The sequence below is a fragment of the Massilia sp. TSP1-1-2 genome, assembly GCF_049896185.1.
In the GTDB taxonomy this organism is placed as follows: domain Bacteria; phylum Pseudomonadota; class Gammaproteobacteria; order Burkholderiales; family Burkholderiaceae_D; genus Telluria_A.
Genome location: NZ_JAFCTU010000019.1, coordinates 1 through 18,381 on the forward strand (window position 1 = coordinate 1; position 18,381 = coordinate 18,381).

The following is an 18,381-nucleotide window of genomic DNA, read 5'->3' on the forward strand; positions in this document are numbered from 1 at the left end:
GCCGTTGTCCGTAAAAATCTGGAAAAGCCGGAAAACAGGTGCTCTTTTTGCCCAGCGTCGATTAATTCAACAACGCCACGGTGGGACTGACTTCCTCGCGTTCAATCTTGCTGATCGTGGCCTTCGAGACGCCCGCCCGCTCGGCCAGTTGCGCCAGCGACCAGCCGCGCGCATCGCGCTCGAGCCGTATGCGCTCGGCAATCTGCCTACCTGTTTTGTCGATTGTTTGAATCACCCTTCTACTATAATTGATTCTGCCGCTATTGCCATCGAGGGACGCTCGCCGATCTGCTGGCGCCACATGGCGTAATACAAACCGCGCAGCTCGACCAGGTCGTCATGAGTGCCCTGCTCCACGATGCGACCTTTTTCCAGCACGAAGATCGTGTTCGCGTGCATCACCGTCGACAAACGGTGCGCGATCAGGATCGTGATCTGGCTCTTGCCCTCCGAAATGCTGCGCACGGTGCTCGTCACTTGTTCTTCGGTCAACGAATCAAGGGCCGACGTGGCTTCGTCGAAAATCAGCAGCGGCGGCTTGCGGATCAGCGCGCGCGCAATCGACAGGCGCTGGCGCTCGCCGCCAGACAACTTCATGCCCATTTCGCCGATGACCGTGTCCAGACCTTCGGGCGACTTGTCGAGCAAATAGGCGCAGGCCGCCTGTTGCATCGCCGCGATGATCTCGGCGTCAAGCGCGTCCGGCTTCACAAAACTAATGTTTTCGCGAATCGTGCCGGCGAACAAGTGGGTCTGCTTCGTCACCAGGCCAATCTGCCGGCGCGCCATGTTGTAGCGGAAATCGTCGGTCGATATATCGTTGTAAAACACGCCGGCGCCATCCGGCGTGTACAAGCCCACCAGCAATTTGACCAGCGTCGACTTGCCCGATCCGGAAGGCCCGACAAAGGCAATCGTATCGCCCAGCGTGGCGCCAAAGGACACGCCACGGACGGCATCGTCATGCGCTCCCTTGTGGCGAAAGGTCACGTTGTCAAGGCGCACCGTGGTCACCGCGCCGATATCGACCGGCTCGGCCGGGCGCCGCTCGACCGGTTTGGCCATCAGAACCGCAAAATTGTTCAGCGACGCGTCAGCCTCGCGGTAAGCGATGATGATATTGCCCAGCTCTTGCAGCGGCGCAAAAATCGCAACGGAAATAAACTGCATCGCGATCAGTTCGCCGGTGCTGAGCACATTGCGGAAAATGAGCCACAGCAATGCAAACAGAATCGACAACTTCAACAGGCTCAGCGTAGTGCCCTGCAAGAACGACAGCATGCGGATGCGCCGCACTTTCTGCATTTCCAGCTCAAAAATTGCCTCGGTCTGCGCCTGCAGGCGGCGAATTTCCGGATACGTCAATCCCAGGCTCTTGATCAGTTCCACATTACGAAACGATTCCGTGATAAAGCCGGCATTGCGATTGGTCTCGCGCATGATCGAGCGCTGCTGCCCCTTGATTTCGCGGCTAAGCATGCCGGTCAGTCCGCCCATGACCAGCACCCCGACCAGGAACACCGGCACCAGCAACCAGTGGCGCGCCAGCGCATACCAGATCAAAAAACTGATGCCCACCAGCGCCGCGAACAAGGTGTTGATAAAGGCATTGATGACCCGTTCGCAATCGGCGCGCACCTTTTGCAGCAGCGACAGCGTCTCGCCGCTGCGCAAATCCTCGAATTCCTGGAACTTGAGCCGCGGCACCTGGCGCACGCCGTCATTGAACATTTGCGTGCCCAGCTTTTGCACCATCAGGCGCGTCACGTATTCCTGCACGGCCTTGGCCAGGCGCGAGAGCACCGCCACCAGCACCGCCAGGCCCAGCAAACGCAGCACGCCATGCACGAGCACGTCGTCGCTCTTGTTGCCGCGCCCGATCGCGTAGTTGTCGATGATATTACCGAAAATGATAGGGTCAACCAGCGCCAGCACCTGACTCGCGCACGCGAGCAACAAGGCGAGCACACCAAGGCGCCAATGCGGCCGTAAATAGGTCCAGAGAATGTGCATGTCGCCGCCGCAGAAATAATGTGTCTGAAATTTTTTTGATGTTATCAAATAACTTTCCCATCCATCACACGCGACGGCGCAAGTGTTAACATGGCAAAGTTGCCCTTTTCCGGAGTTTGCATGTCTTCAACCCAAGCATTTTCGCCTGACGAATGGTCCTTCCTCTCCACGCTGCTCGCACTGGTCGCCGAGCAATTTTCGTACAAGTCGTGCAGCAACTATCCGCTCGACGCAACGGCCGAGAACAAGGCACTGGCCGCGGCCGTCATTGAACGCGCGGGCCTGTCCGGCGACTGGGGCGACGAAGACGCCAGCTGGGAAGACTACGTGGCCGACGTCATGGCGCAAGAAGACCAGATCGTCACCTTCATGGACTGGGTGGCGGCCCATCTTGCCGCCCGCTGCCGCCAGCTGGCCGACGGTACCGGCCAGATAATGACGGGCGCTGAACAGGCGGCCATGGCCGACCTGCTCGGCGTGGCGCTCGACGACCATGACGAAGCCGAAGCAATCGGCATCGTCCCCTACGCGATCGACATGGACGCGGACAACCGCGCCGTGCTGGCGCACGTCTCGCCCGAGGCGACACGAGCGCCGGAACAAGCGGCGAGCGTGCCGCTCAAAGCCGTACTCATTCATTTTGCGCAGCGCGCCGCAGCGGCGTAACGCGCTCCAACCAGGATATTCATCATGCCCCATTCGATCATCTGCACCTCGCTGCGCCTGTCCGTCATTGCCGCCGCCCTGCTGGCCGGCGCCGTGCACGCGGCCCCCGCTCCCGCCACGCCAGAGCCGCTTGCCAGCACCCCCGCACCAGCCCAAAAACAGCTCGACCAGCTGGCCGCCGCTTTTTATCACGAGCGCTCCAGCTTTGATCCCATGTACGCCACCGCCAACGGCGACGGGCGTTACAACGACCAGATCGGCATGATGATCTCGCCCAAGCGCCGCGCGGCCCACTTCGCGGCCTACCGCAAGCTGCAACAGCAGCTCGCAGCCCTGCCGCGCCAGCGCCTCTCGCCCGCCGACGCGCTCACCTACGACATGCTGGCCTTTGAATTTGACAGCGGCCTGGCGCTGGCGAGCTTTCCCGAACACCTGCTGCCGCTCAATCACTTTGAGCACATCCCCGGCCTCTTGGCCAATTACGCCAGCGGCACGGCGTCGCAGCCGCTGGCCACCGTCAAGCAGCAGTACGACTACCTGGCGCGGCTCAATGCGCTGCCGGCGTGGATCGACCAGGCGATCGTCAACATGAAGGAAGGCGTGCGCACCGGGGTGGTTCAACCGCGGCCCATCATCGCGGCGATGCTGCCCCAGTTCAAGCAGCTGCGCAGCGACACGCTTGAGGCGAGCATCTACTATTCGCCCGTGAGGAACTTCCCGGCCTCGTTCTCAAGCGCGGACAAGCAAAAGCTCACCGCCGCCTACCGCGCCACCGTCGCCAACAAGCTGATGCCCGCGCTCGACCGCCTGGCGCGCTACCTCGAAAACGCGTATCTGCCGGCCGGACGCACCAGCACCGGCCTGTCCGCGCTGCCCAATGGCGCCGCCTGGTACCAGGCCCTGGTCAAGGACCGCACCACGCTCTCGCTCACGCCCGACCAGATCCACGCCAACGGCTTGCGGGAAGTGGCGCGCATCGAGCAGGAATGGGTGACGCTCGGCCCCAAGCTGGGCTACACGGGCGCGCCGAACCTGCTGGCGCAGTGGGTCACGGCGCAGCCCAAATTCAAGTCCTTCACGACCGAAGCCGAGGTACTCGACGCCTACCGCGCGATCGACGCCAAGGTCAAGACGCGCCTGCCGGCGATGTTCTCGCTGCTGCCCAAGGCGCAGATCGAACTGCAGCTCGAACCGGAACTGACGCGCGCCAGCGCGTCGGACCACTACACGCCGCCGGCGGCCGACGGCTCGCATCCGGGCGTGTTCTGGGCGGTGGTCAACGACCCCAAGGCGTACAGCCGCACCGGCATGGTCACGCTGTTTTTGCATGAAGGCCAGCCCGGCCACCACTTGCATGCAGCGCTGCTCAAGGAACTGGACTTGCCCGACTTTCGCAAGTTCAACAGCGAAAACCTGAACATCGCGGCCTACACCGAAGGCTGGGCGCTGTACGCCGAAACGCTGGGCCACGAAATGGGATTGTTCGACGACCCGGAAGCGTATTTCGGCCACCTGAACGCGGAGCTGATGCGCGCCGTGCGGCTGGTGGTCGACACCGGCATCCACGCCAAAGGCTGGACGCGCGAGCAAGCCATCGCCTACATGGCCAAGGAGCTTGGCTGGAGCGAGGCGCGCGCCAGAAACCAGATCGAACGCTACATGGTCTGGCCAGCGCAGGCGCTGTCGTACAAGAGCGGCTCGCTCAAGATCCTCGAGCTGCGCGCGCGCGCCCGCAGCGCATTGGGCGAAAAATTCACGCTGACCAAATTCCATGAAGTTGTGCTGGGCGACGGCACCTTGCCGCTATCGATACTCGAGCGGCGCGTGGACGCGTGGATCGCTTCGGCGAAGTAAGTGCCTGGCCGCTCTGCCAAGGTGCGCTCAGGTGCCAGGCACCGCATTGGCGCACGGCGTGCCATTCACGTAGCAGGCCAGGTTGCCCAAGGTGGTCTGGGCGATCTCGCGCATCGCCTCCACGGTAAAAAATCCCTGGTGCCCGGTCACGAGTACATTGGGAAACGTGAGCAGGCGCTGGAATACATCGTCGCCGATGATCTCGGCCGAGTGATCGTGGAAGAACAGTTCGCTTTCCTGTTCATACACGTCGATGGCCAGGCTGCCCAACTGGCGCGACTTGAGCGCGTCGATCACGGCGCAGGTATCGATCAGGGCGCCGCGCGAGGTATTGACCAGCATCGCGCCCGGCTTCATGACGCTCAATGCCGCAGCATCGATCATGTGCAGCGTTGACGCCATTAACGGGCAGTGCAGCGAGACGATGTCGGAGCGCGGCAGCAACGCTGCCAGCGGCGTCAGCTCGCCCATGGCGGCAAACTCCGGCGGCGGGGCAGGGTCGCTCCCCAGCACATGGCACCCGAAGCCCTTGAATATGCGCACGGCCGCCATGCCGATTTTCCCCAGTCCCACCACGCCGACCGTCTTGCCATGCAGGTTGCTGCCCAACAGACCATCGAGCGCGAAGTTGCCTTCCCTGATGCGCGCGTGGGCGCGGTGGGTGTTGCGGTTCAAGGTGAGAATGAGCGCCAGAGTGTGCTCGGCGACCGCCTCGGGCGAATACGCCGGCACGCGCGCAACGAACAGGCCAAGCCTGGCCGCGGCCGCGATATCGAGATTGTTAAAGCCGGCGCAGCGCAGCAGCACGGCGCGCACGCCCAGCCGCGCCAGCGCGTCGAGAACCGGCGCGTCCAGCACATCGTTGACGAACACGCATACAGCCTGGCAGCCATGCGCCAGCACGGTCGCGTTGAGCGAGAGCGCCTCGGTGAAATACACCAGCTCGATGGCGCCGTGCTTGCTGCTCTCGGCGTCAAGAAAACGCCGGTCGTACGGCTGGGCGCTAAAGACGGCGATTTTCACGGCGCTTCCTCAAGCGTCAGGCGGGCCGCACGGGCGTGCTTGCCGCGTCGCCGACCACGGTGTTCCATTGCCGCACGCGGTAGGCCGTCACCAAACCATGCGTGACATACGGATCAGCCTTGGCGAAACGCTGCGCCGCATCGGACGAGTCGCCCTGGAACACCAGCAGCGCCCCATCGGCAGGATCGGACAGCGCGCCGGCCAGCAGCAGCTCGCCCCGTTCCTGCGCCGCCCACGCCAGCGCCAGGTGCTCGTCGCGCCACTCGCCGCGGCGTTCCAGGTAGTCGGCGGCCAGATCATAAGACAATAGATAATGCATGCAAATTCCTGAAAATATTATTTGCGCAGCACGACAGTGCCGGCCAAAAAATCGTGCAAGGCGCGCCGCTTGTCATTTGCCAGCACCGTGATCAGGTTGCCCCATACCCAAACCTGCATCAGGGCGCCGACCCAGAAAATGTACGGCGATTGCTCACTGAGCGCCACCGAGCGTTCAGTATACGACAGCGCCGCGTAGTCCGCCTCGGACATGCCCATCGCCGCACTGAGCGTCATGGCCGCCGACGCCAGGCCAAACACCCACAGCACGCTGTAGCGCAGCGCGGCCTCTTTCAAGGTCGCGGGGGAGCCGTCGAGCTTGGCAATGCGCAAGCCAACCAGCATTTTCCCGGGCGAGCCGCCGTGCTTGACCACCATGTACACATGCATGGTCAGGGTCAATATCTGTACCGGCACCAGCAAGTACAGCTGGAACAAGCGCGTTTCGCCGCCGAAGAAAAAGTTCAGGCCCATCAACGGCAGCGCGATCAAAAAATCGATCAGCGCCGCGCCGACCCGGTCCCAAAAACGGGAATAGCGCTGGCCGCTATCCTTGGCGTACTGCTCGGAAGGGGTCAGACCGCCCAGGGAGGATTGGGGCGGCGAATACGGATCGGTTTGGGACATGCGGTTCTCAATCTACATTGTGAAGTGAAGATTTATTATAAATTGAGCAACGCTGTAAAGCTAGAAATAAAGCCAGCGAACCCTACAAAAACCGGTCCAGTATCAGCCGCGTCTTTTTATCGATCGTATACATATCGCGAATCAGAAAATTGATCCCGTGATTGTCCGACACCAGCAGCGACGTGGCGCCGATGCGGCGAATGTCTTCTTCGCCCTTGAGCGTAAATTCAGTGTCGCCGCGGTCGGTTGCCACATACCAGGTGCATGGCGTGGCAAAGCTGCTCACGTCCTTGACGCTCAAAATCTCGGGCATGAATTCGCGCCCTTCCAGTTCATCCATCACCAGCTCGCGCACCTGCAGCGGCAGGCCGGCAATGTCGTCGATCCAGCCAACTTCCTTGCCGTCGCCCAGCACCATCGAAATACCCTTGTCCGGCGACTGGATCGGGAACGCGCGCACCGGCGAGACGCCCTCGTGCACGTCGCCCTCGTGCGTGGTCAAAACCAGTTTGCCGAAGCTGTTGCGGCTCAGTTGAAATTGCGTGCTTGCCATGGCTTAGTCCCCGTCCTTGTCATCCATGTCGGTGTCGACATTGCGCGCCTGCGCTTCGTACAGGCGGAAGTAGGCGCCTTCGCGCGCCATCAATTCATCGTGACTGCCCTCTTCCATCACCACGCCACGGTCGAGCACCACCAGCCGGTCGGCGCGGTGCAGCGTCGAGAGGCGGTGCGCGATGGCGATCGTGGTGCGGCCCTGGACCAGGTTGTCGAGCGCCTTCTGGATCTCTTTCTCGGTTTCCGAGTCGACCGAGGACGTGGCCTCGTCCATGATCAGGATGCGCGGGTCGATCAGTAGCGCGCGCGCGATCGAGATGCGCTGGCGCTCGCCGCCCGACAAACCCTGCCCCCGTTCGCCCACCATCGAGTCGTAGCCGTGCGGCAGGCGCAGGATGAATTCGTGGGCATGCGCGGCGCGCGCCGAGGCGATGATGTCTTCACGCGAGGCGTCCGGCTTGCCGTAGGCGATGTTCTCGGCGATCGTCCCGAAGAACAGGAACGGCTCTTGCAGCACCAGGCCGATATTGCGGCGGTAGTCGGCAATGGCGAACGAGCGGATGTCCACGCCGTCGAGCAAAATCGCGCCTTCCGTCACGTCATAAAAGCGGCAGATCAGGTTCACCAGCGTGCTCTTGCCCGAGCCGCTGTGACCGACCAGGCCGACGAATTCACCGGCCTTGATATTGAGCGTGATGCCGCGGTTGACAGCCCGGTTGCCGTACCTGAAACCGACTTCGCGCAGGTCGATGCGTCCTTCGATTTTATCCAGGCTGACCGGGTTGGCCGGTTCCGGCACGCTCGATACGTGATCCAGGATGTCGAAAATGCGCTTGGTCGCCGATGCCGTTTTCTGCGTGACCGACACGATCCGGCTCATCGAATCGAGCCTGCCGTAAAAGCGCGCGCTGTAGGTAATGAACAAGGTCAGTGTGCCGACCGAGATCTGCCCGCGCGACACCTGCCAGATGCCAAACACCCACACCACCAACAGACCGAGTTCGGTCAGGAACGACACCGTCGGCGAGAAAATCGACCACACTTTATTGAGCTTGTCATTGGCCGCCAGGTTGTGCCGGTTGGCCTCGCGAAAACGGGCCGCCTCGCGCTTTTCCTGGGCAAATGCCTTGACCACCCGCACGCCGGGAATAGTATCGGCCAGCACGTTGGTCACTTCGCCCCACACGCGGTCGATCTTTTCAAAGCCCGTGCGCAGGCGGTCGCGCACGATGTGGATGGTCCAGGCGATGAAAGGCAGCGGCCCCAGGGTGATCAGGGCCAGCATCGCGTCTTCGCGCACCAGGATGATGCCGGTGATGATGATCATCAGGACGTCGGAGGCAAAATCGAGCAGGTGCAGCGACAGGTACACGCAAATGCGGTCGCTGCCGCTGCCGATGCGCGACATCAGGTCGCCGGTGCGTTTGCCGCCGAAAAACTCGAGCGAGAGCTTCATCAAGTGTTCGTATGTAGCCGAGCGCAGGTCGGCGCCCATGCGCTCGGAGATCAAGGCCAGCACATAGGTCTTCCACCAGCCCAGCACATAGGCAAGCAAGGCGGCGCCGAGCAGGCCCGTCATGTACAGCCACACCAGGCTGGTGTCGACCGCCTTTTTGTTCTGGAACGGGATCAGCACGTTGTCCATCAGCGGCTTGGTCAGGTACGGCGGGATCATGTGCGCGCAGGTACTGGCCAGCATCAGGAAAAAGCCCAGCGCCAGTTCGCCCCGGTACGGCTTGGCAAAGCGCCACAGCCGAAACAGCGTCCAGGTGGACGGCGGCGTGTACAGCACCTTGGTGCAGATCGGGCACTCGTCCTGGTCCGGCTCCAGCGGCGCCTTGCAGCTCGGGCAGATATTGTGTTCGGCGCCCAGCACCGGCTGGCCACTCAGGTGGCTTTCCAACTGCTCGCGGAAATGGTCCATCACGCGGATCGCGTGCAGGTTCTGGCCCAGCGTAAAACGCCAGGCGCCCAGGCGCCCCTGCTCGTCGAACAGTTCCAGGTGGCCCACGCCCGCATGGTCATGATGGCGCAGCACCAGGCCGGGCCGGTAGCTAAAGCTGCGCCACGCATTGTCTTCCGGCGCGCGCACCAGCAAACGGCGCCCAGTCACCGCGACCATGCCTTTTTTGAAACGCAGGCGCGCATCCAGGTCAACCTCGACGCCCGCCAGAACGTTTTCCCCGGTGGCAAGTTGTTTCTCTACCTCACCTTGCCACGCGCCAGGTAATGAAATTGCCGGGGCGGCAAATATCGGTTGAGAAGGAAGTTGTGTAGAAGTCATTGTAGAGGGAAAAGTAAGCCGGGTTCTCGATAGAGGTTTCGAAGAATCGAGACTGGCAGAAATCGGTTTGGCGCGGTAAGCTTCGGTAGGGCAAGTATACAACATGATAGGCTGCAATTTGGCCTCGCCAGGATCGTCAGGCGTTTTCAACGCCTGGCCTGGTACTCAGCAATTATGCAAGAAACGATGAAATGACAAAGAAAAGAGCAATCGATTTTCTCCGCGTAACGCACCTGCGTGGGCCGAACATCTGGACCTATCGCCCCGTGATCGAAGCGTGGCTCGATATCGGTGCGCTTGAAGAGTTCCCATCGAACACCCTGCCCGGCCTGTACGAACGCTTGCTGGCCTGGCTTCCCGGCCTGGTCGAGCACCGCTGCGGCGTGGGCGAACGCGGCGGCTTTCTGGAGCGCCTGCGCGAAGGCACCTGGTCCGGCCACATCCTCGAGCATGTCGTGCTCGAACTGCAAAACCTGGCCGGCATGCGCACCGGCTTTGGCAAAACCCGTTCCACCGGCCAGGTCGGCGTCTACAAGATGGCTTTTCGCACCCGCCAGGAACAGGTCGGCCTGGCCGCGCTGGACACCGGGCGCGCCCTGCTGATGGCCGCCATCGACGACACGCCCTTTGACCTGGCCGCGGCGGTTGCCGCCCTCAAGGACATCGTCGACGAACACTGCCTCGGGCCCTCCACCGCGCACATCGTGGAAGCGGCCACGGAGCGCAAGATACCCCACATTCGTCTCACCGACGGCAACCTGGTGCAGCTTGGCCATGGCGCCGCGCAGCGCCGCATCTGGACCGCCGAAACCGACCGCACCAGCGCGATCGCCGAGAGCATCGCCAGCGACAAGGACTTGACCAAATCGCTGCTGCAGTCGTGCGGCGTGCCGGTGCCGGAAGGCGCGCTGGTCAAAAGCGCGGCCGAGGCCTGGGAAGAAGCGCAGGACATCGGCCTGCCGGTCGTGGTCAAACCATACGACGGCAATCACGGGCGCGGCGTCTCGCTCAACCTGATGACCCAGGCCGACGTTGAAGCGGCCTATCACCTGGCCAGCCGCAAGGGCGACAGCGAAAGCGTGCTGGTCGAGCGCTACATCACCGGCGACGAGCATCGCCTGCTGATCGTCGGCACCCAGCTCGTGGCCGCCGCCAAGGGCGAGTCGCTGTGGGTCACCGGCGACGGCGTTGCCAACGTCATCGCCCTGGTCGACAGCCAGATCAACACCGACCCGCGCCGCGGCACCGGCGAAGACTCGCCGCTCAATGCGCTGGCGCCTGAAAACGGCGCCGAAATCATCCTCGAACTTGAACGCCAGGGCATGACGGCGTACTCGGTCCCGCTGGCCGGCCAGAAGGTGCTGATCCAGCCCAACGGCAACGTCGCCTTTGACGTCACCGACAAGGTCCATCCATCGGTGGCGCACGCCGCCGCGCTGGCTGCGCGCGTGGTCGGCCTCGATATCGCCGGCGTCGACCTGGTGTGCGAAGACATATCGCGTCCGCTCGACGAGCAGCGCGGCGCCATCATTGAAGTGAACGCCAGCCCGGGCCTGCTGGCCCACCTGAAACCGGCCGACGGCCAGGCGCGCCCGGTTGGCACAGCCATCGTCAATCACCTGTTCGGCGCCCTTGAGACTGGCCGCATTCCGATTGTCGGCGTGACCGGCTCCAAAGGCGCGAGCCTGGTTGCCAGGCTGGTCGGCTGCCTGCTGCACCTGACCGGCAAGCATACTGGCGTGGTCAGCTCCGAAGGGTTGTTCCTCGACCAGCGCCTGGTCTCCGGCGCCAATGCCGTCACCTGGGAGGCGGGCCAGCGCCTGCTGATCAACCGCACCGTGCAAGCTGCCGTTTTCGAGAGCAATGCACGCATGATCCTGACCGACGGCCTGGCCTACGACAAGTGCGCCGTCGGCGTGGTCACGGACATGGACGGCCATGAGGGATTGGGCGAGTTCCACATCAACGGCCTTGATGCCATGGCCAACGTGGTGCGCACGCAGGTGGACGTCATCCTACCCGACGGCGTGGCGGTGCTCAACGCGGCCAACCCGGCGGTGGCGGAGTTGGCCGAGCTGTGCGACGGCGAAGTGATTTTTTACGGGCTCGATCCGTCGCAGGACGTCATTGCCAACCATCTGGCGGCCGGCAAGCGCGCCGTCGTCATGCGCGGCGGGAAAATCGTGATGGCCGAAGGCAGCATGGAAAATACCTTCTTGAGCGTGGCCGCCCTCAAGGCCGGTGCCGGCGACGACCCGGAAAGCCTGCTCGCCGCCGTCGCCGCAACCTGGGCCCTGGGTCTGCCGGCCGACCTGATAGGCGCGGGCCTGCGAGCATTCGATCCACGGCCCAAACGGCCGACGCATTGATCACGACTAACTGACAGCGACTCATTGATAACAGCGCGCACGGCCACTATCGCCGTGCGTTGCGCCCTACCCTCTTAGGATGAACGGTTTATGGAAGTATCTCGCATACGCGCCCTGCGTGGTCCCAATCTCTGGAGCCACCACACGTCGGTCGAAGCGATCGTCACCTGCACGCCGATCGAGAGCTGCGTCGGCAACATGCCCGGTTTCGAGGCGCGCCTGCGCGCCCTGTTCCCGGAAATGAGCCCGTTCCAGCCCACCGGCCACGACGACAAGATCCCGATGGCGCACGTGCTCGAACTGGCCGCGCTCGGCTTGCAGGCGCAGGCCGGCTGCCCCGTCACCTTCAGCCGCACCACCGCCACGCTGGAAGAAGGCGTGTACCAGGTTGTCGTTGAATACTCCGAAGAAGAAGTCGGCCGCCTGGCCATGGTGTTGGCGAGCCAACTGTGCGCCGCCGCCGCGCTGGACGCCGCCTTCGACTTGCCCGCCGCCTTGCTCGCCTTGCGCGAGCTGGACGAAGACGTGCGCCTGGGTCCTTCGACCGGCGCCATCGTGCAGGCCGCCGTAGCGCGCAATATCCCGTTTCGGCGCCTGACCCAGGGCAGCCTGGTGATGTTCGGCTGGGGCAGCCGCCAGCGCAAGATCCAGGCGGCCGAAATCGACAGCACGGGCGCGATTGCCGAAGCCATCGCGCAGGACAAGGAGCTGACCAAAAAGCTGCTGCATGCGGCCGGCGTGCCGGTGCCGATGGGTCGCGTGGTGGCCGATCAGGACGACGCCTGGGCTGCGGCCCAGGAAATCGGCCTGCCGGTCGTGATCAAGCCGAAGGACGGCAACCAGGGCAAGGGCGTGACGGTCAACATCACCACCCGCGAACAGCTCGACGCCGGCTACCTGGCCGCGGCCGAATTTCGCGACGATATTCTGGTCGAGCGCTATTTACCCGGCAATGACTTCCGCCTGCTCGTGATCGGCAACAAGCTCGTTGCCGCCGCGCGGCGCGACCCGCCGATCGTGGTCGGCGACGGCGTGCACAGCGTGCGTGAACTGGTCGAACTGGTCAACCTCGATCCGCGCCGCGGCAACGGGCACGCCACGCCGTTGACCAAGATCCGCTTCGACGACATTGCGCTGGCCAGCCTGGCCAACCAGGGTTACATGGCCGAATCGGTCCCGCCCAAGGGCCAGCGCGTCATTTTGCGCAATAACGCCAACCTGTCGACCGGGGGCGCGGCCACCGACGTCACCGACGACGTGCATCCGGAAGTGGCGGCACGCGCAATTGCCGCCGCCCACATGGTGGGGCTGGACATTTGCGGCGTCGACCTGGTGTGCGACAGCGTATTGAAGCCGATCGAAGAACAGAACGGCGGCATCGTTGAAGTGAACGCCGCGCCGGGCCTGCGCATGCACCTGTCGCCCTCGTTCGGCAAGGGCCGCGCGGTGGGCGAGGCGATCGTCGCGTCGCTGTTCGGGGACGACGACGACGGCCGCATCCCGGTGGTGGCCGTCACCGGCACCAACGGCAAGACCACCACCGTGCGCCTGATCGCCCACCTGCTCACCGCCGGCGGCCTGCGCACCGGCATGACCAATACCGACGGCGTGTACATCGAAGGCCGGCGCATCGACAGCGGCGACTGCAGCGGCCCGCGCAGCGCGCGCAATGTGCTGCTCCATCCGGACGTCGACGCCGCCGTCTTTGAAACGGCGCGCGGCGGCATGCTGCGCGAAGGACTGGCCTTTGACCGCTGCCAGGTGGCGGTGGTGACCAACATCGGCTCGGGCGACCACCTGGGACTGAACTACATCACCACGCTGGAAGACCTGGCCGTGCTCAAGCGCGTGATCGTGCAAAACGTGGCCGTAGGCGGCACGGCGGTGCTCAATGCCGCCGACCCTATCGTCGCGGCCATGGCGCACAACTGCCGCGGCAGCGTCACCTTCTTTGCGCTCGACGTCGAGCACCCCGTCATGTCCACCCACCGCGCCCAGGGGCAGCGCGTGGTGTACGTCGAAGACGGCATGCTCGTGGCCTCCCAGGGCAAGACCCGCCACAGCGTCGCGCTGGCCGACATTCCCGTCACCCGCGGCGGGGCGATCGGCTTCCAGGTCGAGAACGTGATGGCCTCGGTCGCTGCCGCGTGGGCGGTCGGCACCGCGTGGGAGCGCATCTGCGCCGGCCTGCAATCGTTCATGGGCGAGAGCGACAATGCGCCTGGCCGCTTCAATGTGTTCAACTATCGCGGCGCAACCGTGATCGCCGACTACGGGCACAATCCGGATGCGATTCTGGCCCTGGTTGGCGCGGTGGAGAACATGCCGGCCAAGCGCCGCTCGGTCGTCATCAGCGGCGCCGGCGACCGGCGCGACATCGACATCACGCAGCAGACCGAGATCCTGGGCGCCGCGTTCGACGACGTGCTGCTGTACCAGGACCAGTGCCAGCGCGGACGGGCCGACGGTGAAGTGGTCGGCCTGCTGCGGCGCGGCTTGAGCGGCGCCCGGCGCACCACCCATATCGACGAGATCAACGGCGAATTTTTGGCCATCGACACGGCGCTCGCGCGCCTGGGCGAAGGCGACCTGTGCCTGATCCTGATCGACCAGGTCGAGGAAGCGCTGGCCCATATCGCCCGGCGCGTCGCGGAAAACTGACCGGCCGGGGCTGCAATTGCCGCCATTGTGCATGGAGTGCGCAATGGCGGCAATTGCCCGCAGTCCATCGTGCTTCTCTCGAAACCGGGTTGGCGGAATCGACGTTCCCCCAGGGAAATCCGTATCCCATCGATCACTTGCTGGACGCCCGCTTTTTCCCCTGACCGAACGTTAGCCAATCAGGTGTCGCAGGCGCTCTACGGACACGACCTCGATACAGCGATACCCCAGCTCGATCATCCCTTCGTCAGCGAGCAAGCGCAATTGCGTCGACAAAGTCTGGCGCGTCATCCCCAGCATCATCGCCAATCCTTCCTGCGACACCGGCACGCGCGCACGCGGACCGGGCGACAGCGCCGCGTCGCCCCGGGCCAGCAACAGCAAGCGGCGCGCCACGCGGGCGCGCGTCGAGCGCAGCGTCGCGTCTTCCACGATGCCGTATAAAAGCCGGATGCGCGCTGCCAGCAGCGCGGCGATGGCACCCGCAAAATCGGCGCGCTGCATCAGCGTGTCGAACACACTGCGCGGCAGCAGCAGCGCCTCCACCTTGCCAACGGCCGTGGCGTCATGGGTGCGCGGCTGGTCGTCGATCAGCGAAATCTCGCCGAACCAGACGCCCGCTTCGATCACCGCCAGAATCGCCTCCTTGCCGTCTTCGCGCAGCGTGGACATCTTGAGCGTGCCGGCAACCAGGGCATACAAACCGGACGCCGCATCGCCCTGGCGAAACAGCATCTCCCCGCGCCGCAGGCGGACCGGCTCGGCCTGACCAACCATGTGCGCGCGCACCTCGACCGGCAGCGAGGCGAACCACGGATTGACCGACAAGGCGGCCAGCAAGGCTGGGCAATCGTGCATGACTATCTCACCAATTGTAAAAATTTTGACAGTTTCCATTGTAGTCCCGCGCTATCGTCTACGACAACAACACAAGGAGACACGCACATGAATATCCCTTCCCTCAAGGACGTCGTCAACGCCGACGAGTGGCAGACCCGCATCGACCTGGCCGCCTGCTACCGGCTGGTGGCCATGTACGGCTGGAGCGACCTGGTGTTCACCCACATCAGCGCCCGCGTTCCCGGCCCCGAGCACCACTTCCTGATCAACCCTTACGGCTTGATGTTCGATGAGATCACCGCCTCGTCGCTGGTCAAGGTCGACCAGCAGTGCAACAAGGTGATCGACTCGCCGTTCCCGGTGAACCCGGCCGGCTTCGTGATCCACAGCGCAGTGCACCAAGCGCGCGCTGACGCGCAGTGCGTGATCCACACGCATACGCGCGCCGGGGTGGCGGTGAGCGCGCAAAAGTGCGGCGTTCTGCCCATTTCGCAGCAGTCCACCTTCGTGCTCGCGTCGCTCGCCTATCACGGCTATGAGGGCGTGGCCTTTCGCGACGACGAAAAGCCGCGCCTGCAGGCCGACCTGGGACAGGCCACGTTCATGGTGCTGCGCAATCACGGCTTGCTGGTGGCCAGCCGCAGCATCCCTGACGCCTTTCTCTCGATGTACACGTTTGAAGCGGCCTGCCAAATCCAGCTCGCCGCGCAGGCCGGGGGCGAACTGATCGAAGTCGATCCGCGCATCGTGCAAGGCGTGGGCGAAGCAATGCGGGTGCAGACGGGCGGCATGGGCGGCGCCTTTGCCTGGCCGGCGCTGATGCGCAAACTCGACAAGCTCGATCCGGGCTATGCCGCTTGAGCGGACCAGCTGCAGGCGGGCGCAGGCGCGTGCAGGCAAAAAGGTTAACATTGCCGATTAATTAAAAAGCAACTACACTGGGGCCGCCTACATCTCGAGAAACGCCGCACGCATGATGGACCACGCATGACACATCCCGACGAGTCGGACCGCAGGCCGATCACTGTGCGCAGCGCCAACTGGGCGCAAGGGCTGGCCCGCTCGCTGGCCGGCATGGGCATCACCCCCAACCAAATTTCGGTCCTGAGCATTGTTTTTGCCGCACTGGGCGCGGGGGCCTTGTACCTGGGCGGCTGGTACCTGATCGGCGCGGCGCTGTGCATCCAGGGCCGGCTGCTGTGCAATCTGTTTGACGGCATGGTCGCCGTTGAACACAAGCAGGCCACCGCGCTCGGACCGGTCTACAACGAGTTTCCCGACCGGATTGCCGACTCGCTGCTGCTGGTGGCGGCCGGCTATGCGTGCGTCAGGCCCGAACTGGGCTGGCTGGCCGCCCTGGCCGCCGCGTTGACCGCGTACGTGCGGGTGTATGGCGCCTCGTGCGGACTCGGTCACGATTTTCGCGGGCCGATGGCCAAGCAGCACCGCATGGCGGTACTGACGGTCGCCTGCGTGGCCACGCCCTTGCTGCCGTTCGGGCTCATGCCGCTGGCCATTGCGATGGCGATCATCGCAGCACTCAGTCTGGTCACCTGCGCCACCCGCACGCTGGCGCTGTGCCGCCTGCTCCAGCAAAAGGACATGCCATGAACGCCTTTTACCGTATGCAGCGCGACGCGCTGCTGGGCTTGCAGCGGCTGATCGTCGGCGGCGCCGCCTTCTTTGACGTGCCGCCCGCGCATCCGTGCATCTTTTTTGCCAATCACACCAGCCACCTCGACACCACGGGCCTGCTGGCCGCGCTGCCGGGAACCATGCGCGAGCGCACGCGGCCGGTGGCGGGCGCCGACTACTGGGGCGCCTCGGCCACCCGCCGCTACATTGCGCACAAGCTGCTCAACGTCGTCATGGTCGACCGCGCCAAGGGCGGCGCCGACGCGCTCATTCCGCTGGCCGCCGCGCTCGACCGGCAGGACTCGCTGATTGTTTTCCCGGAAGGGACGCGCAACGCCGCCAAGCTGCCCAGCGCCTTCAAGTCCGGCCTGTATTACCTGACCAAAGAGCGCCCCACGCTGGCCCTGGTCCCGGTGTACCAGGAAAACCTGCACCGCGCGCTTCCCAAGGGCGCCCCGGTCCCGCTGCCGCTGCTGTGCCGCGCGCACTTCGGCGCGCCGATTTTCAATGACCGCGGCGAAGACAAGGAAACGTTTTTGATCCGCGCCAACCAGGCCGTGTGCGACCTGGCCGACACCTTCTGACAGCGGCGCATTGATGACACCCCAATTTCTCCTCACCGGTCGCATCCTGCTGGCGATCCTGGTCGCCGCGTCCCTGACCGGCTTCGTGCTGAAGCTGAAAAACCCGGCCAGCGACACCATCCATAACCTGAACGCGCGCATCAAGGCCTGGTGGGTCATGGTGTTCGTGCTGTTTTCCGCCTTTGTGCTGGGCCCTTACGCGACCATTGTCGTCTTCGGCTTCGCGTCGCTCATGGCGCTGCGCGAATTTCTCACGCTCACGCCGACGCGCAAGAGCGACTACTGGCCGCTGTTCATCGCTTTTTTCATTGCGCTGCCGGTGCAGTACTGGCTGCTGGCGATCAAATGGTATGGGCTGTTTTCGATCATGATCCCGGTCTACATCTTCTTCCTGATCTCGGCGGCCAGCGCCATGAGCCAGGACACCGACGACTTCTTGTCGCGCAATGCGCGCATCATTTTTGCGGTGATGATCTGCGTGTATGGCGTGAGCCACGCACCGGCGCTGCTGATGCTGGAGATTCCGAATTTTGAAGGGCACAATGCGCAGCTGCTGTTCTTCTTTACCTTCATTGTGCAGATCAGCGACGTGCTGCAGTACGTGTTTGGCAAACTGTTCGGCAAACACAAGATGGCGCCCAAGCTCAGCCCGGCCAAGACCTGGGAAGGCTTGATCGGCGGCGGCCTTGCCACCATGCTCATTGGCGGTACGCTGGCGTTCGTCACGCCCTTCAATGCTTACGAAGCGGCCGGCATGTCGGCGCTGATCGTGATCTGCGGCGCCTTGGGCGGGCTGGTAATGTCGGGCGTGAAGCGCTCGCTCGGCGCCAAGGACTGGGGCACCGGCATTGCAGGACACGGCGGCTACATGGACCGGCTCGACTCGCTCGGCTTTGCCGCGCCCGTGTTCTTCCATATCGTGCGCTGGCACTGGACGCCGTAAGCGGGCCTG

Annotated in this window: 16 protein-coding genes; 8 read left to right on the top strand and 8 right to left on the bottom strand. The window is 63.8% G+C overall.

The window, feature by feature from the left end; genetic code table 11:
• Positions 1-61: 61 nt before the first annotated feature.
• Both ACP7BV_RS16655 and ACP7BV_RS16660 read right to left on the bottom strand, forming a co-directional pair.
• The gene (locus tag ACP7BV_RS16655) at positions 62-235 is read right to left on the bottom strand and encodes a helix-turn-helix domain-containing protein (protein WP_426105400.1); all 174 of its coding nucleotides are present in this window, start codon (positions 233-235) and stop codon (positions 62-64) included.
• Positions 232-2,013, bottom strand: a complete 1,782-nt coding sequence (locus ACP7BV_RS16660; RefSeq protein ID WP_426105401.1) for an ABC transporter ATP-binding protein — start codon at positions 2,011-2,013, stop codon at positions 232-234. Before ACP7BV_RS16660 ends, ACP7BV_RS16655 begins: the two co-directional genes overlap by 4 nt.
• Positions 2,014-2,133: 120 nt before the next feature.
• Here ACP7BV_RS16660 and ACP7BV_RS16665 point away from each other — a divergent pair, with 120 nt between their 5' ends.
• Both ACP7BV_RS16665 and ACP7BV_RS16670 read left to right on the top strand, forming a co-directional pair.
• Positions 2,134-2,679 (top strand): hypothetical protein, encoded by a 546-nt coding sequence (locus ACP7BV_RS16665; protein WP_426105402.1) that lies wholly within the window; start codon positions 2,134-2,136, stop codon positions 2,677-2,679.
• Positions 2,680-2,703: 24 nt separating this feature from the next.
• The gene (locus ACP7BV_RS16670) at positions 2,704-4,533 is read left to right on the top strand and encodes a DUF885 domain-containing protein (protein WP_426105403.1); all 1,830 of its coding nucleotides are present in this window, start codon (positions 2,704-2,706) and stop codon (positions 4,531-4,533) included.
• A gap of 27 nt (positions 4,534-4,560) precedes the next feature.
• Here the strand turns inward: ACP7BV_RS16670 and ACP7BV_RS16675 are convergent, their stop codons facing one another.
• The 5 genes from ACP7BV_RS16675 to ACP7BV_RS16695 all read right to left on the bottom strand — a co-directional run bounded on the left by ACP7BV_RS16675 (position 4,561) and on the right by ACP7BV_RS16695 (position 9,340).
• Positions 4,561-5,556 (bottom strand): 2-hydroxyacid dehydrogenase, encoded by a 996-nt coding sequence (locus ACP7BV_RS16675; RefSeq protein WP_426105404.1) that lies wholly within the window; start codon positions 5,554-5,556, stop codon positions 4,561-4,563.
• Positions 5,557-5,572: 16 nt separating this feature from the next.
• Positions 5,573-5,875: a YciI-like protein gene (locus tag ACP7BV_RS16680; RefSeq protein WP_426105405.1), complete on the bottom strand. Its 303-nt coding sequence runs from the start codon at positions 5,873-5,875 to the stop codon at positions 5,573-5,575.
• 17 nt (positions 5,876-5,892) lie between these two features.
• Positions 5,893-6,501 carry an RDD family protein gene (locus ACP7BV_RS16685; RefSeq protein ID WP_426105407.1) on the bottom strand — a complete coding sequence of 203 codons (609 nt, stop codon included), beginning with the start codon at positions 6,499-6,501 and terminating at the stop codon, positions 5,893-5,895.
• 82 nt (positions 6,502-6,583) lie between these two features.
• A complete protein-coding gene (locus ACP7BV_RS16690) occupies positions 6,584-7,054 on the bottom strand; it encodes a DUF1854 domain-containing protein (protein WP_426105408.1) in 471 nt (156 codons plus the stop codon).
• A 3-nt stretch (positions 7,055-7,057) separates the two neighbouring features.
• Positions 7,058-9,340 carry an ABC transporter ATP-binding protein gene (locus tag ACP7BV_RS16695; RefSeq protein ID WP_426105409.1) on the bottom strand — a complete coding sequence of 761 codons (2,283 nt, stop codon included), beginning with the start codon at positions 9,338-9,340 and terminating at the stop codon, positions 7,058-7,060.
• Between the two features lie 191 nt (positions 9,341-9,531).
• On the opposite strand from ACP7BV_RS16695, the gene cphA (ACP7BV_RS16700) reads away from it, so the two are divergent.
• Both cphA (ACP7BV_RS16700) and cphA (ACP7BV_RS16705) read left to right on the top strand, forming a co-directional pair.
• Positions 9,532-11,709 (top strand): cyanophycin synthetase, encoded by a 2,178-nt coding sequence (cphA, locus tag ACP7BV_RS16700; RefSeq protein ID WP_426105410.1) that lies wholly within the window; start codon positions 9,532-9,534, stop codon positions 11,707-11,709.
• 90 nt (positions 11,710-11,799) lie between these two features.
• The gene (gene cphA / locus ACP7BV_RS16705) at positions 11,800-14,370 is read left to right on the top strand and encodes a cyanophycin synthetase (protein WP_426105411.1); all 2,571 of its coding nucleotides are present in this window, start codon (positions 11,800-11,802) and stop codon (positions 14,368-14,370) included.
• A gap of 171 nt (positions 14,371-14,541) precedes the next feature.
• Here the strand turns inward: cphA (ACP7BV_RS16705) and ACP7BV_RS16710 are convergent, their stop codons facing one another.
• Positions 14,542-15,228, bottom strand: a complete 687-nt coding sequence (locus tag ACP7BV_RS16710; RefSeq protein ID WP_426105412.1) for a Crp/Fnr family transcriptional regulator — start codon at positions 15,226-15,228, stop codon at positions 14,542-14,544.
• Between the two features lie 87 nt (positions 15,229-15,315).
• On the opposite strand from ACP7BV_RS16710, the gene ACP7BV_RS16715 reads away from it, so the two are divergent.
• From ACP7BV_RS16715 to ACP7BV_RS16730, 4 genes are all read left to right on the top strand, one after another.
• A complete protein-coding gene (locus tag ACP7BV_RS16715; protein ID WP_426105413.1) occupies positions 15,316-16,071 on the top strand; it encodes a class II aldolase/adducin family protein in 756 nt (251 codons plus the stop codon).
• A gap of 126 nt (positions 16,072-16,197) precedes the next feature.
• Positions 16,198-16,821 (top strand): CDP-alcohol phosphatidyltransferase family protein, encoded by a 624-nt coding sequence (locus tag ACP7BV_RS16720; RefSeq protein WP_426105414.1) that lies wholly within the window; start codon positions 16,198-16,200, stop codon positions 16,819-16,821.
• On the top strand, positions 16,818-17,429 hold the full coding sequence (locus tag ACP7BV_RS16725; RefSeq protein ID WP_426105415.1) for a lysophospholipid acyltransferase family protein: 612 nt from the start codon (positions 16,818-16,820) through the stop codon (positions 17,427-17,429). Before ACP7BV_RS16720 ends, ACP7BV_RS16725 begins: the two co-directional genes overlap by 4 nt.
• A 13-nt stretch (positions 17,430-17,442) precedes the next feature.
• A complete protein-coding gene (locus ACP7BV_RS16730) occupies positions 17,443-18,372 on the top strand; it encodes a phosphatidate cytidylyltransferase (RefSeq protein ID WP_426105416.1) in 930 nt (309 codons plus the stop codon).
• Positions 18,373-18,381: the final 9 nt, after the last annotated feature.

What these genes read in the sequence shown, in the direction of transcription:
- ACP7BV_RS16670 (WP_426105403.1), top strand. Translation starts at nt 2,704, where the DNA reads ATGCCCCATTCGATCATCTGCACCTCGCTGCGCCTGTCCGTCATTGCC.
- ACP7BV_RS16730 (WP_426105416.1), top strand. Translation starts at nt 17,443, where the DNA reads ATGACACCCCAATTTCTCCTCACCGGTCGCATCCTGCTGGCGATCCTG.
- cphA (WP_426105411.1), top strand. Translation starts at nt 11,800, where the DNA reads ATGGAAGTATCTCGCATACGCGCCCTGCGTGGTCCCAATCTCTGGAGC.
- ACP7BV_RS16725 (WP_426105415.1), top strand. Translation starts at nt 16,818, where the DNA reads ATGAACGCCTTTTACCGTATGCAGCGCGACGCGCTGCTGGGCTTGCAG.
- ACP7BV_RS16715 (WP_426105413.1), top strand. Translation starts at nt 15,316, where the DNA reads ATGAATATCCCTTCCCTCAAGGACGTCGTCAACGCCGACGAGTGGCAG.
- ACP7BV_RS16685 (WP_426105407.1), bottom strand. Translation starts at nt 6,501, where the DNA reads ATGTCCCAAACCGATCCGTATTCGCCGCCCCAATCCTCCCTGGGCGGT.
- ACP7BV_RS16680 (WP_426105405.1), bottom strand. Translation starts at nt 5,875, where the DNA reads ATGCATTATCTATTGTCTTATGATCTGGCCGCCGACTACCTGGAACGC.
- ACP7BV_RS16665 (WP_426105402.1), top strand. Translation starts at nt 2,134, where the DNA reads ATGTCTTCAACCCAAGCATTTTCGCCTGACGAATGGTCCTTCCTCTCC.
- ACP7BV_RS16660 (WP_426105401.1), bottom strand. Translation starts at nt 2,013, where the DNA reads ATGCACATTCTCTGGACCTATTTACGGCCGCATTGGCGCCTTGGTGTG.
- cphA (WP_426105410.1), top strand. Translation starts at nt 9,532, where the DNA reads ATGACAAAGAAAAGAGCAATCGATTTTCTCCGCGTAACGCACCTGCGT.
- ACP7BV_RS16690 (WP_426105408.1), bottom strand. Translation starts at nt 7,054, where the DNA reads ATGGCAAGCACGCAATTTCAACTGAGCCGCAACAGCTTCGGCAAACTG.
- ACP7BV_RS16695 (WP_426105409.1), bottom strand. Translation starts at nt 9,340, where the DNA reads ATGACTTCTACACAACTTCCTTCTCAACCGATATTTGCCGCCCCGGCA.
- ACP7BV_RS16720 (WP_426105414.1), top strand. Translation starts at nt 16,198, where the DNA reads ATGACACATCCCGACGAGTCGGACCGCAGGCCGATCACTGTGCGCAGC.
- ACP7BV_RS16710 (WP_426105412.1), bottom strand. Translation starts at nt 15,228, where the DNA reads ATGCACGATTGCCCAGCCTTGCTGGCCGCCTTGTCGGTCAATCCGTGG.